The organism is Nocardia transvalensis NBRC 15921 (genome assembly GCF_000308875.1).
Taxonomy (GTDB): domain Bacteria; phylum Actinomycetota; class Actinomycetes; order Mycobacteriales; family Mycobacteriaceae; genus Nocardia; species Nocardia transvalensis.
The window spans coordinates 51,839-65,668 of record NZ_BAGL01000078.1 but is presented as its reverse complement, the minus strand read 5'-3'; the positions used below and the strand labels follow the sequence as shown (position 1 = coordinate 65,668).

Here is a 13,830-nt window from a genome sequence, read left to right as displayed (position 1 = left end):
TGTGCCTGGCAGCCCAGGATGTATCCCGCCTCGATGTCCTCCGGGTCCAGGATCTCGTCGTTGTCCATCTCGACCTTGCCCTCGAGGACCGTGCAGGCGCAGGAGCCGCATTCGCCCTCCTGGCAGGAGTACGGGACGTCGATGCCCTTGGCCAGCATGATGTCGACCAGCGTCTGGCGGCGCGGCCAGGACATGTTGTGCACCTCGCCGTCCAGCTCCACCTCGACGGTGGCGGCGTCGGCCTCCTCTTCGGCGCTCACCTCGACCGGCGCGGCATCGGCGAACGGATCGCCGGACAGCGAGTTGAACACCTCGGCGTGGGTGCGGTTGCGCGGGACCTCGAGCTGCGCCAGCGCATCGTGCACCCGATCCATGAACGCCTTGGGCCCGCACATGAAGGCCCTGTGCTCGAGGTATGGCTCCGCGACGGCGGCCAGCGCCTCGACGCTCGGCAGGCCCTGCAGCGTCTCCAGCCAGTGCACGATCACCAGCCGCTGCGGATGCTTCTCCGCCAGCTCGCGCAGCTCGCTCGCGAAGATCACCGACTCCGGATCGCGGTTGGCGTAGACCAGCACGATGTGCCCGTCGCCGCGGGCCAGCGCCGACTTCAGGATCGACATCACCGGCGTGATCCCGCTGCCCGCGGCGAACAGCAGCAGATCCTCGTCGAGATTCTTGGGGGTGAAGATGCCCGACGGCGGCAGCACCTCGAGTTCGTCGCCGGCCTGCACGTTGTCGCACACCCAGTTTGAGGCGTACCCGTCGACCGTGCGCTTGATCGTCACCTTCGGCCGGTCGTCGGTGTAGGGCGAGCTGGCCAGCGAGTAGCAGCGCGCCACCGAGCCCGTCCGGTCGCTGGGTATACGCAGCGTCAGGAACTGACCGGGCTGGTAGGAGAACCGTTCGCGCAGGTCCTCGGGCACGTCGAACACCAGCGAGCAGGCATCGCCCGTCTCGGCGATGACCGCGGAGACCCGCAGCACGGCCGATCGCGAGCTGTGCGGTACGTCGACAGTGGTCATGATGTCCTCTCGAGCCAGGCAGTCCGAGCCGCCGAAACTAGAACGTGTTCTAATTTCATCGTACGTGGCTATCCCGCTGCCGGACAAGCTGGGCCTCGAGACCCGCGATCAGCACCTCCATGCCGAAGTCGTAGGTGTACTTGCCGCGCAGATCGCCGATGTGCCGCATCGCGCGCGCGACGGCCTCGGGCAGCTGGGTGTCGGTCAGCGCCGAGCGATCGCGCGGATTCACCCGGGCGCGGCCGAACAGATAGGTGTGAATGGTCGCATAGGCCGCCAGCACATTGCGGTCGTCGAAGCCGGCGTCGAACAGGATCTCCATCACAGAGGCGATGAGATCGAGCTGTTTGCCGAGCATCTGCTCGATCAGCACATCGCCGAGACCCGGGTGCTTGCGCAATTTCTCATCGATCTGATCGATGAGGTCGCGCAGCCGGTGCTGCCACGGCCCTTCCTCCGGCGCCGGTTTCCGGACGCCCGTCAGCGCCGCTTTGGCGACCAGGTCGAGTAGTTCGCGTTTGTCGGCGACGTAGTAATAGGGCGCCATCGGCGAGACGCCCAGTTCGCGCGACAACCGCCGCATGGACAGCTTCTCCACGCCGTCCTCGCGCACGACCCGCAACGCGGCTTCGACTATTTCGGACTCCGACAGTGTCTGGTTGGCGCCGCCCCCGGCCCCTCCGTGATTACGCAAGCCGTCGCCCCGCTGTGTCACAGCCTCCGCTCGTCTGCATCCTCCGACTCCCATGCCGCCTCGAGACAGTTGCCGCATCGTCCGTGTGGCGGCCATCCGTCATCTGCTGTTCGTTTCACCTGCCGTTTCCCTCCGCAGTCTAGAACGCGCCCCTGCGTCCGGGTTCGCGTGTGCTCGACGGATCGTGACCGCGCATCGCTGCGGTCGCAAGAGTGCATTAGCCAAAGGTGAACTGCGCACCGGCAGAAGGTGTTCTGCAGCACCGCAATCATCTGGTAGCCAACAGATAACCAGCTATCGGAACGAATAGCCGCCCGGTCGTCGGCGGTGCCCCGGAGCGAGGCGTGCGGTATTCCTTCGGAATTCGGTCCGTTTTTTTCGACAGGGGATGCCCGAACGGCAATCAGCGCATAGCATCCCTGGAATGCGCCACGATCGACTGCCCGACGGGTTCGGGGTACGTATCGATCCTCGGGTGCGCACCTACTCCGGTGGGCGGTTCCTGGTCGGTGGTTCGCCGACGAGGTTGCTGCGACTTGCTCCGGAGGCGGCCGCCCTGATCGGTGACGGGTATCTCGAGGTGACTGATCCCACGTCGGCGGTGGTTGCCAGACGGCTGCTCGATTCCGGCGTCGGCAATCCCCGTCCGCGACTGCTGCCGTCGCCCGAGGATGTCACCGTCGTCATCCCGCACTGCAACGACACCGCCGGCCTGGAGCGACTCCTCGGCACGCTGCGCGGGCACAGCGTGGTCGTGGTCGACGACGGCTCCGATCGTCCGGTCCGGATACCGGCGAAGCGCGGCCGCTGCCGGGTGACGGTGCTGCGGCACGATCGCCGCCACGGCCTGGCCGCCGCGCGCAATGCCGGGCTGCGGGCGGCGACAACCGAATTCGTGGCCTTCCTGGACTCCGACGTGGTGCCGAAGGCGGGCTGGCTCGAGGTGATGCTCGGCCACTTCAGCGATCCGGAGGTGGCGCTGGTGGCCCCGCGCATCGTCGCGCGCGAACCCGACACCACGGTGCTCGGCCGCTACGAGCAGACCCGCTCGACGCTGGACCACGGCCGGCGGGAGGCAGCGGTCACCTCGCGCGGCGCGGTCTCGTACGTGCCCGGTGCGGCGCTGCTGGTGCGGCGGCGCGCACTGCTGAACGAGGGCGGTTTCGACGAGCGGATGGGCTCGTCGGCCGATATCGATCTGTGCTGGCGGATGGAGCGGGCGGGCTGGCGGCTGCGCTACGAGCCGGCCGCGCACGTCGCCTACGACTATCCGGTGTCGTTCGGGAAGTGGTTCGGCGGCAAGGTCTCCCACGGCGCGAGCGCGGCGCCGCTGGCGCGCGGGCACGCGGGCATGGTGGCGCCGATCTCGGTGCCGTTCTGGTCGGTGGTGGCGACGGCGCTGCTGGCGACCGCGTCGGGCTGGGGCGTGCTGGGCGGGCTGGCCACGCTGGTGGCGGCGCTGGTGCGATTACGCCGGGTCTTCGCCGAACTCGACAATCCCACCCGGGTGGCCGCGATCCAGCTGGCGCGCGGATTCTCCGGCGGGGTGTGGCGGATCGTGTCCGCGCTGTGCCGGCACTACTGGCCCGTCACCGTGCTGGCGATGGTGGTGTCGCGGCGGGTCCGGCGGATCGCGGTGACCTTGGCGCTGGCCGACGGCCTGGCCGACTGGTTCACCCATCGCGACACCGGCGGGCTGGATCCCCTGCGGTATGTCGCGTGTAAGCGGCTCGACGATCTCGCCTACGGCACCGGATTGTGGTGGGGCGCCGCCCGGGCCCGCAATATGACCGCGCTGCGCCCGGTGGTGCCGCCGCACTAAGGCCCGCCTTCGTGTGCCGCCGCGCCGTCCTGCCGGTACAGTCCGGTACCGGAAAGAAGGCGGATGGTCGGCAATTTCGCAGTCGCCGGTGCGCTAGCGCACGAGGCGGAGCCCGAGACGCGACTCGGTGAGCTGGAAGCCTGTGCTGCCCAGGCACACTGTCACCTCGAGGAGGGCGGCGCGGCCCTGCGCCGGTTGCCGGGGCTGCTGCGGCCGCCGCTGCTGGACTCCTGGCTGCGCTGCCTGCGCGACGGTCTCGATCCGGCGAGTGTCCGGGACGGACGCGGACTGCGCGGCGCGGATCTGACCCGCTGCCGCGACAACCATCCGATCGCCGCGGTGCTGCCGCTGGTGGACACGTTGCTGTTGCAGGATGCCGCCCGCGCGGGCCTGGTCGTCGTGGTCGCGGACCAGTACGGCCGGGCGCTGTGGGTGCTCGGCAATCCGAATCGGGTTGCGGCGGTGGCCGAATCGGGCGTGTGCGAGGGCGACGACCTCGGGGAACGCCGCGCCGGCGCGAATGCCGTGGGCCTGGTGGTGCGCACCGGCCGCGCGGCCTGGGTGCACGGGCCCGAACACTATCTGCGGCGGATGCGGGAGATCACCGGAGCGGCCGCGCCCGTCCACGATCCGGGCGGGCGGCCGCTGGGCGTGCTGATGATCGTCGGCGGGACGCGGGCAGCACGCCCGGAGATCCTGGCGCTGGTGAAGGCCGCGGCGACGGCGGCCGAACTGGAACTGGCGCTGGCGGCGTACCGGCGGCGGGATGCGGATCGTGCTGGCGGCGCGGCCGTTTCGGCGGATCTCCCGGCGCTGAGCCTGGAGGTCCTGGGGCGCGGGCAGCCGCAACTGATCTCGTCCGGCGAGCGGACGACGGTATCGCAGCGGCACGCCGAGATCCTCCTGCTGCTGGGCGAACATCCCGCGGGCCTGTCCGCGGACCATCTGGCGCTGCTGCTCGACGACGGTGGTCTCGACAACGCCACCATCCGCGCGGCGCTGTCGCGGCTGCGGTCGGTGGTCGGGCCCGAGGCGCTCGGCTCGCGCCCGTACCGGCTCCGGGGTGGCGTGGCAACGGATATCGATGCGCTGCGGTCCGCCCTGGACGCCGGCGACGCGGCGGCCGCGGTGCGGCTGTACGCCGGTCCGGTGCTACCGCGTTCGGCCGCGCCGGGCGTGATCGATATCCGCGATTCGGTGCGGGTGCGCCTGCGCGCCGCGGTGCTGCGCTCGGGCGATCCGGAGGTGCTGAGCCGCTGGACATCCGGCGCCGACGGCCGCGACGACGTCACCGCCTGGGCCGCCTATCGCGGCGTGGTGGAACGGGATTCGCCGCTGTACACGCAGATCGAAGCCAAGATCCGACTCCTCGACCGCCGCGCCGCCGCCGACCCCCTCCTCACCCGAGGCGCCACCACCTGACCCCACGAGCCCGCCGCTGCACTGCCCTCACACCGCCCAACGGTCGGGTTTGTCGGCATATCCGGGTACCCTGAACCTCGGAGTGGCCAAGTAAGACCTTCAAGTAGGGCCACCCGAGGCTTCGTCGGTGCCGGTCCCGGGGAAGGTCCGGCACCGACGAGCCACCGCTCACCCCGTGAGGTCGTTGGTGGTGGGTTCGGGGGCGGAGAGGGTTATGCCCAGGTTGGCTGCTGTGCGGTCGATGTCGTCGTCGGTGGGTTGTAGGTCTATGGCGGTGCCGGCGGAGAGGACTTCTACGTTGAGGCAGAGGGCCTGGAGTTCCTTGAGGAGGACCTTGAAGGATTCGGGGACTCCGGGGTCGGGGATGTTGTCGCCCTTGACTATTGCCTCGTAGACCTTGACCCGGCCGACTATGTCGTCGGATTTGACGGTGAGTAGTTCCTGGAGCGTGTAGGCGGCGCCGTAGGCCTGCATGGCCCAGCATTCCATTTCGCCGAAGCGCTGGCCGCCGAACTGCGCCTTACCGCCGAGGGGCTGTTGCGTGATCATCGAGTACGGGCCCGTCGAGCGCGCGTGGATCTTGTCGTCCACCAGGTGGTGCAGCTTCAGGATGTACATGTAGCCCACCGCGATCGGGTACGGGAAGGGTTCGCCGGTGCGGCCGTCGAAGAGGGTCGCCTTGCCGTCCGCGCCGACCATGACCTCGCCGTCGCGGTTGGGCAGGGTGGAGGCGAGCAGTCCGGTGAGTTCCTCGTCGCGGGCGCCGTCGAATACCGGTGTGGCGAGGTTGGTTTCCGGTGCGGTCGACAGCAGCTCCTCCGGCAGGCGCCGGGCCCAGTCCGGGCGGGCACCGTCGGTGAGCTGGATGTTCCAGCCGCTCTTGGCGATCCAGCCGAGGTGGGTTTCCAGGATCTGGCCGATGTTCATACGACGCGGCACACCGTGGGTGTTCAGGATGATGTCGACCGGCGACCCGTCGGGCAGGAACGGCATGTCCTCCTTGGGGAGGATCTTGCCGATGACGCCCTTGTTGCCGTGGCGGCCGGCGAGCTTGTCACCGTCCTGGATCTTGCGCTTCTGGGCCACATACACGCGCACCAGCTCGTTCACGCCCGGAGGCAGATCGTCGTCGTCATCGCGGGAGAACACTCGGATACCGATGACCTTCCCGGACTCACCGTGCGGCACCTTCAGTGACGTGTCGCGAACCTCGCGGGCCTTCTCACCAAAGATTGCCCGCAGCAAGCGTTCCTCCGGCGTCAGCTCGGTCTCGCCTTTCGGCGTGACCTTGCCGACCAGGATGTCACCGTCGCGGACTTCGGCACCGATACGCACGATGCCGCGGTCGTCCAGATCCGCCAGTACGTCATCGGACATATTCGGGAGATCCCGGGTGATCTCCTCGGCCCCGAGTTTCGTATCCCGCGCGTCGATCTCGTGCTCCTCGATGTGGATCGAGGTCAGCACATCGTCCTCGACAAGGCGTTGCGACAGGATGATCGCGTCCTCGTAGTTGTGTCCCTCCCACGGCATGACCGCGACCAAAAGGTTCTTGCCGAGGGCCATTTCACCGTTCTCGGTGGACGGACCGTCGGCCAGCACCTGACCCCGCTCCACCCGCTGACCCTCGTCCACGATCGGACGCTGATTAGCGCACGTCCCCTGATTCGTCCGGGAGAATTTGTGCATCCGATAGGACTTGCGCGTGCCGTCGTCGGCCATCACCGTGAGGTAGTCGGCGGACACCTCCTCCACCACACCGGCTTTCTCGTTCACCACGACATCACCGGCATCGATCGCGGCCCGGAGTTCCATACCGGTGCCGACCAGCGGGGCCTCCGTGCGGACCAGCGGTACCGCCTGCTTCTGCATATTCGCGCCCATGAGGGCGCGGTTGGCGTCGTCGTGTTCCAGGAACGGAATCATGGCCGTGGCAACGGAAACCATCTGGCGCGGCGACACATCCATATAGTCGATCTCGGCGGAATTCACAAGTTCGACCTCGGAATTCCTGCGGCGCACCGCGATCCGCGCATCCAGGAAACGTCCCTCGGAGTCGAGCGGCGCATTCGCCTGCGCGACCACCACGCGGTCTTCTTCGTCGGCGGTGAGATAGTCGACCTCGTCGGTGACCCTGCCGCCGACGACCTTGCGGTAGGGCGTCTCGAGGAATCCGAACGGATTCACCCGCGCGAAGACCGACATGTAGCCGATCAGGCCGATGCTCGGCCCCTCCGGCGTCTCGATCGGGCACATCCGGCCGTAGTGGCTGTAATGCACGTCGCGAACCTCGAGGCCGGCCCGTTCGCGGGTCAGGCCGCCGGGCCCGAGCGCGGACATACGGCGTTTCTGGGTCAGGCTCGCGAGCGGATTGCGCTCGTCCAGGAACTGCGAGCTCTGCGAGGTGCCGAAGAACTCGCGCAGGCCCGCGACGACGGGCCGGATATTCATCAGCGTCTGTGGCGTGATGGCCTCGACGTCCTGCGTCGTCATGCGTTCGCGGACAACGCGTTCCATGCGGGACAGCCCGAGCCGGAACTGGTTCTGGATCAATTCCCCGATGGTGCGCACCCGGCGATTGCCGAAATGATCGATATCGTCGGGTTCGACCGGGACCTCGACGCCGCCGGGGGCGGTCATCTCCCGGTCGCCCCGGTGCAGGCGCAGCAGGTACTCGATGATCGTGACGAGATCTTCCTCGGCGAGCACCCGGGCGTCGCCGGTGCGGAGGCCGAGTTTCTTGTTTATCTTGTAGCGGCCGACGCGGGCCAGGTCGTAGCGTTTCTCGGCGAAGAACAGGTTCTCCAGCAGGGTCTGCGCGGACTCCTTGGTCGGCGGCTCGCCGGGGCGCAGTTTGCGGTAGATGTCGAGCAGCGCCTCGTCGGTGCCGGGTGTGTTGTCCTTCTCCAGTGACGTCAGCATGATCTCGGAGAACGCGAACCGCTCGGCGATCTGCGCACCGGTCCAGCCGAGCGCCTTGAGCAGGACCGTGACGGGCTGGCGGCGTTTGCGGTCGATGCGCACGCCGACGGTGTCGCGCTTGTCGATATCGAGTTCGAGCCAGGCGCCGCGGCTGGGGATGATGCGGGCGCTGTGCAGTAGTTTCTCGGTGGTCTTGTCGATCGACTCGTCGAAGTACACACCCGGCGAGCGCACCAGCTGCGACACCACCACACGCTCGGTGCCGTTGATGATGAACGTGCCCTTGTCGGTCATCATCGGGAAATCACCCATGAAAACCGTCTGTGACTTGATCTCACCGGTGTTGTTGTTGATGAACTCCGCGGTCACGAACAACGGCGCCGCGTAGGTCATATCCTTGTCCTTGCACTCCTCGATGGAGGCCTTGACCTCTTCGAAGCGTGGTTCGGAGAGCGTCAGCGACATCGTCGCGGCGAAGTCCTCGATCGGGCTGACCTCCGCCAGCGCCTCCGCCAATCCGCCCGTGCGCGCCGTACCGTTCCCATTTCGGGCGGGCGCGCCGATCAGCCAGTCGAAGGAATCGGTCTGAACCTCGAGCAGCCCCGGGATTTCCAGGGGCTCACGGAGTGTGGCGAAGGAGACCCTGGCGGGCGCCCCCGGGATGGTGGGTGATCCGGCATTGGTCGTGGTCTGACTCGAGACTGCCAAGATGCGTCCTTCCAGCACCTCGCGCCGCCCACGCATACGCGCGGTCGTCACGGTATCTGCTTGTCCTGTGGGCCGTGGTGAACAGTGCGCAGCGCGGCGGTCGCCCTCCGGACATGACTCGACAGCGACGGGTGGAAGGCAGCAGGCAGACAGCGCCGCTTTCCACGGTCATTTCGTATTTCGAGAGTCGGACAGCGCGCGCCCCGGCGCGAAGTCTCAAAGTACACCCGGAATGGGTAGAAGTCTAGAGGAATGACAAAATAAGCACCTGAATCTCGGTGCCTTCCCCCTTTAATAATGGCATCTCGATCCACTGTTCGTCAAGGCGATCGAAACCGGCAGGTCAGGGCACGTTAGGGCGGTATCGCGACGTTCGTGGCAAATGCCCCGAACCTCCCTGTGGCGCGTCGTCGAGCGGAGCCGTTTTCATTTTCGCCGAAGCGCCGTGCCGAGTCCCGTTCGTTGTGAACTCGGGCACAGGTCGCGCGGCGGTTATCGGCGGTGATCAGCGCAAAGGCCGAACGCGCGAATCGAGCCGACTGGACGGTCTGTAATGCTGGCGTTACGGCGGCCGATCAGAGGGAAGTCGGCGCGGTGGACGGGTCGGGTGACGGGGTGTGTGCCGACGGAGACCGTCACCGGAAAGGATCGAATCTGATGAGTGGAACCCTGGTTGATGTGCCGAGCGGCGAGCTGCGATTCGCCCGGCCGGAACCGGGTGCGGGGGAGCGTCCTGCGTGGGGTGGTCCCGGGCATCCGGCCGCGGCGTCGATCTGGCAGGACGCGAAAACGGTTCTGGTGACCCGTGTTACGGGTCCGCAGCAGTTGGTGACGGTGCCGCGGCTGGTGATTCCGATCGGGCACAATCAGCTCGCGTTTCGAGTCTCGTCGCATTCGTCGGAGCCGGATCAGCTGGTGGCGGACGGCCGCGTGCTCGTGCAGCCGGGCGATTGGCGCGGCAGCCCGACCCTCGGATCCCAGCAGCGGCAGGGGCGGGCGCAGGTGGTGACCGGCGGCACGCTGCTGCCGTTCGTCCAGTCGGAGATCGACGCCAAGTACAAGTGGCGAATGCCCTTGGCGCGCTTCGCCCATCGCGTGGCCCGCGGCGCGGCTCCCTACGGCGATGTGGTCGTGCTCGTCACCGTCTACGAGCCGGTCCCGATGCTCCTCCCACCCCGCTGAGTGCGGCGAGGGAAACATCGGGGTGATCGCCGGCGCGGGAAAGTGACCACGGCGCGGCGGAGATGTCAGGCGGTCGTCCGCAGACCATGAATCCGTGACGTCGTCGCCCCCAATACGGCGGCGACGACGCAGGCGGCCGCGCCGGCGATCCACACCGGCGTGTAGGAACCGTCGACGTCGCGGATGAAACCGCCGATCAGGCCCATCGATCCGGCCCCGATCTGGTGGAAGACGTTGATCCAGCCAAAGGCCAGGGCGGCGTTGTCGCCGAAGTAGTGGCGGCACAGCGCGAGCGTCGGCGGCACGGTCGCGACGTCGAGGATTCCGAAGGCGACCGCGAACGCCACCAGGCTGGGGCTGATCCCGGCCGTGAAGAGCATGGGCAGCGCGGCCAGCGAGAGGCCGCGGCCCAGGAAGAACAGCGCGAGCAGGATCCGCGGCTCGATCCGGTCGCCGAGCCAGCCCGCGCCGACGGTGCCGGCGATATTGGTGAGCCCGACGATGGCGAGCAGCCCGGACGCCGAGGTCGCGGCCATGCCGTGATCGTGCGCCGCCGGGGTGAAGTGACTCCACATCAGCCCGTTCGTCGTCGCGCCGCACAGCGCGAACATGAACGCCAGCACCCAGAATCGAGTGTCCCGCAGGCAGGCGGCGAGGGCCGCCACGGTGCGGCGGAACGGGTTGACGGTCCGGTTGCCCGCGGGCACCGTGCCGTCGTCGCCCGTATCGCCGGCGCCGTAACGCAGCGCCCCGACCACGCGCGGAGTGTCAGCCAGCAGTGCCAGCACGCCGATCAGGGCCACCACCGCGAGCCCGCCGCACACCAGCACCGGGCCCCGCCATCCGTTGTGCGACAACACCACCGACAGCAGCGGCAGCATCGCGAACTGGCCGACGACGCTCGCGGCCGTCAGCAGGCCCGTGGCCAGACCGATCTTCTCGTGGAACCACCGGTTCGCCACCGTCGCCCCGAAGACCATCGTCACGGCGCCGGTGCCGACCCCGACCAGCAGTCCCCACCACAGGACGAACCAGAGGACCGAGGGAACCAGCGTCGTGAGCAATACGGAGCTGACGACGAGCAGCGCCAGCGCGAGCGCGGTGACCCGGCGCAGCCCGTAGCGGTCCATGGCCGCCGCCGCGAAGGGCGCGACGGCTCCGTACAGCACCATGTTGATCCCGACGCCCACGCCGATTCCGGTCCGGCTCCAGCCCTGCGAATCCACGAGCGGTCCGGTGACGAGTCCGGCGATGGTGGTGAACGAACCCGCCGCGACCAGGGCGAGGGCGGCGACGGCCACCATCGTCCAGGCGGGATGCCACCGGGTCCGGGAAGTATCGATCAGGTCGGTGCGTCGGTCGTGGATTGTCACAGGGTGCTCCTCGATGCCGTTCGTATCGCCGGGGCGACGTCACGTCGTATCCTGTTTAGCAACCAATGCGCGAGATCGTGAGTATGCACAATTTCGTCCATATGGACGGTGGGGATACCGATGCAGCAAGACGGGAGGAGTCGCGATGATCACCGAGGCGACGGAGGTCCGGGTTCCGGTCCGGCGGGCGATGGAGGTGTGCCCCGTGGAGGTCGCGGTCGCGGTGCTCGGCGGCGCCTGGAAGATGACGGTCGTCAAGAACCTCCTCGACGGCCCGCTGCGCTACGGCGAACTTCGCCGCCGGGTCGGTGATGTCACCCCGCGTGTACTCACCCGGCAACTCCGCGAACTCGAGCAGGACGGCATCGTCACTCGGCACGCGTACGCCGAGGTGCCGCCTCGGGTCGAATACTCGCTGACCTCGACCGGAGCGGGCTTGCGAGACTTCGTCGCCGAACTGAATCGGTGGGGCGACGAGTACGCTCGCCGATTCGGATAATTCGCACCGGATTCGCTCACCCTGGTTATCGTCACCGTGACGAATACAATCATGATCATGGGCAATGCTTTTCGCCTGAATGCCGCGGTGTCGGTGGAGTTGGTTGTGCTCACCCTGGGTGCGCGGAGGACGACCAACGACACGCTGTGTGCGCTGCTGGTGCAACGGTTGTTCGCGCCGTATCGCGGACGGTGGGCACTGCCCGGCGGATTCGTGCAGCAGGACGAGAGTTTATCGGCGGCGGCCGTGCGAGTACTGCGGGAGGAGACCGGTATTCGCGCCGACCGTCTGCATCTCGAACAATTGGCGACCTACGGCGAACCGGGACGTGATCCGCGCGGGCGGGTGATCAGCACGGCCTATCTCGCGCTGGTGCCGAATTTGCCCGCGCCGCAGGCGGGACCGGACGCCTCCGCGGCCGCGCTGTGGTCGGTGCAGCAGCTGACGATCGATCGGGGCCGCGTCGCCTTCGACCATCGGCGGATCCTCAGCGACGGGGTGGAGCGCGCGCGGGCCGAGATCGAGAACACCCCGCTGGCAACGGCCTTCTGCGCGGCCGAGTTCACCGTGGCCGAGCTACGCAGGGTGTACGAGGTGGTGTGGGGCACCACCATCGATCCGCGCAATTTTCATCGAAAGGTCACCAGCACACCGGGTTTCGTGGAGCCGACCGGGCGCACCACCGTCGGCGGCGGCCGTCCCGCCCAACTGTTCCGCGCCGGACCGGCCCGCATGCTGCACCCGCCGATGTTGCGGCCCGCCTGACCGCCTATCGCGGCCGCGGCGCACCGAAGAGTATGACCTCCATCAACTGCATGACCCGGTCCTGCGGGCAGATCCGGCCGTTGTCGTCGAAGGCCCGGCCCAGGTCGACGACCAGGCCGAAGGCGGCCTGCACCAGGATGCGGGCCTGCCCCTCGGTCAGTTCGGGCCGCACGGCGATCAGCAGCTTGCCCCATTCGGCCACGATCAGCCGCTGGATATTGCGCAGGACGGTGCGCTCCTCGGCCGGGACGTGGCTGAACTCCGCGTAGTAGACGAAGGTCAGCTCGCGCTCGGCGAACGAGCCCGCGACGTAGAGTTCGATCAGCGTGGACAGCGCCTCGGCGGGATCGGCCGACGCCGTGGCCGGGCCGATCGCCCCCGAGACCCGGTCGGCCGCGCGCCGGAAGGCGGCCGCCAGCAGATCGCTCTTGCTGCGGTAGTAGCGGTAGACCGCCGAGGCCGCGGACAGTTCCGCCGCCGTCGCGATGTCCTCCACGCTGACGTTCGGATACCCGCGCTCGTGGAACAGCTCCACCGCCTTCTTCAGCAGCAGTTCGTGCTTGAACGACTGCGGGATCTCCACCGCGCGCGGCCGGTGCGCGGTGGCCTCGGCGGCGGGAAGTTCGGCGTCGATCAGCGACCAGGCGACCGAGTTGAGCACGGCCGCAAGAGATTTGGCGGGCAGCGCGGCGTGGTGGTCGCCGATGCTGCTGATCACGCTGAACAGCGCGACCGACCGGACGGCGCGATCGCGGCGGGACAGGTCAGGCCGTACCTCGCCGATGAGGTCGCGCACGACGGCCACGGCATCGGTGAACTGGTCGTCGAGCGTCTTGCGGTCGGTCTCGTCGAGGTAGCGGCGCTCCCAGCGGACCAGCGTCACCGTCGGGCGGTTGGCGATGGTATCGGCGATCACCGCGTCGACGACGTGGCCCAGGCGTCGCCGCGGGGCCCAGTCCCCGGCGTCCTCGGGCAGGGTGACCGCGGCGACGGTGGCCGCGCTCAGGCGCAGTAGTTCCTCGCGGAACAGCGCGTACTTGCTGGGATAGTGCCGGTACAGGGCGGCCGAGCTGATGCCGAGGCGGGAGGCGATGTCCTCCATGCTCACCCCGTGGTATCCGAGCGCGCCGAAGGCGGCCGCCGAGGTCGCGGCGATCTGCGCTCGCCGGTTCTTCGGGCGGCGGCGGATCACGCGCTGCGGCGTGTCCGGCCCCGGGGCGGCGGTGTTCGTCATCGGCTCCTCTGTTCGCTGCGCTGCGCGGTGCCCCGCCGGATTCGGCGTGATACTCATCCCCGCCATGGTAGCGACCAGGCGATTTGCCGTTGATCCATGTTACCGGTGGTGGTGGGCCGTGGCAGCGTCGGTGCTGCCGGTCGCGCGGATGATTTTCGTATCAGGCTCGGCCACAGTATCTTTCGAA

The 13,830-nt window shown here is 68.2% G+C and carries 10 protein-coding genes; 5 read left to right on the top strand and 5 right to left on the bottom strand.

Annotated features, from left to right (window positions below; genetic code table 11):
- Together ON41_RS27565 and mftR2 are read right to left on the bottom strand one after the other, a co-directional pair.
- Positions 1–1,022: ferredoxin--NADP reductase (locus ON41_RS27565; protein ID WP_040750767.1), on the bottom strand; the 1,022-nt coding region annotated here is incomplete at its 3' end.
- A gap of 55 nt (positions 1,023–1,077) precedes the next feature.
- Positions 1,078–1,737: a mycofactocin system transcriptional regulator MftR2 gene (gene mftR2 / locus ON41_RS27560; RefSeq protein ID WP_246829616.1), complete on the bottom strand. Its 660-nt coding sequence runs from the start codon at positions 1,735–1,737 to the stop codon at positions 1,078–1,080.
- A 403-nt stretch (positions 1,738–2,140) separates the two neighbouring features.
- On the opposite strand from mftR2, the gene mftF reads away from it, so the two are divergent.
- Positions 2,141–3,538 carry a mycofactocin biosynthesis glycosyltransferase MftF gene (gene mftF, locus ON41_RS27555; protein WP_040750766.1) on the top strand — a complete coding sequence of 466 codons (1,398 nt, stop codon included), beginning with the start codon at positions 2,141–2,143 and terminating at the stop codon, positions 3,536–3,538.
- A 63-nt stretch (positions 3,539–3,601) separates the two neighbouring features.
- On the top strand, positions 3,602–4,960 hold the full coding sequence (locus ON41_RS27550) for a GAF domain-containing protein (protein ID WP_040750763.1): 1,359 nt from the start codon (positions 3,602–3,604) through the stop codon (positions 4,958–4,960).
- Positions 4,961–5,128: 168 nt separating this feature from the next.
- Here the strand turns inward: ON41_RS27550 and rpoB are convergent, their stop codons facing one another.
- Positions 5,129–8,626, bottom strand: a complete 3,498-nt coding sequence (gene rpoB, locus ON41_RS27545; RefSeq protein WP_221333299.1) for a DNA-directed RNA polymerase subunit beta — start codon at positions 8,624–8,626, stop codon at positions 5,129–5,131.
- Positions 8,627–9,247: 621 nt separating this feature from the next.
- On the opposite strand from rpoB, the gene ON41_RS27540 reads away from it, so the two are divergent.
- The gene (locus ON41_RS27540; RefSeq protein ID WP_157185643.1) at positions 9,248–9,772 is read left to right on the top strand and encodes a hypothetical protein; all 525 of its coding nucleotides are present in this window, start codon (positions 9,248–9,250) and stop codon (positions 9,770–9,772) included.
- A 65-nt stretch (positions 9,773–9,837) separates the two neighbouring features.
- Here the strand turns inward: ON41_RS27540 and ON41_RS27535 are convergent, their stop codons facing one another.
- Positions 9,838–11,145 (bottom strand): MFS transporter, encoded by a 1,308-nt coding sequence (locus ON41_RS27535; RefSeq protein ID WP_051162623.1) that lies wholly within the window; start codon positions 11,143–11,145, stop codon positions 9,838–9,840.
- Between the two features lie 145 nt (positions 11,146–11,290).
- Between ON41_RS27535 and ON41_RS27530 the strand changes: the two genes are divergently transcribed.
- Together ON41_RS27530 and ON41_RS27525 are read left to right on the top strand one after the other, a co-directional pair.
- A complete protein-coding gene (locus ON41_RS27530; protein ID WP_040750762.1) occupies positions 11,291–11,644 on the top strand; it encodes a winged helix-turn-helix transcriptional regulator in 354 nt (117 codons plus the stop codon).
- 57 nt (positions 11,645–11,701) lie between these two features.
- Positions 11,702–12,409, top strand: a complete 708-nt coding sequence (locus ON41_RS27525; RefSeq protein WP_040750776.1) for an NUDIX hydrolase — start codon at positions 11,702–11,704, stop codon at positions 12,407–12,409.
- Positions 12,410–12,413: 4 nt separating this feature from the next.
- Here ON41_RS27525 and ON41_RS27520 read toward each other — a convergent pair whose 3' ends face one another.
- The gene (locus ON41_RS27520) at positions 12,414–13,700 is read right to left on the bottom strand and encodes a TetR/AcrR family transcriptional regulator (RefSeq protein ID WP_083905684.1); all 1,287 of its coding nucleotides are present in this window, start codon (positions 13,698–13,700) and stop codon (positions 12,414–12,416) included.
- Positions 13,701–13,830: the final 130 nt, after the last annotated feature.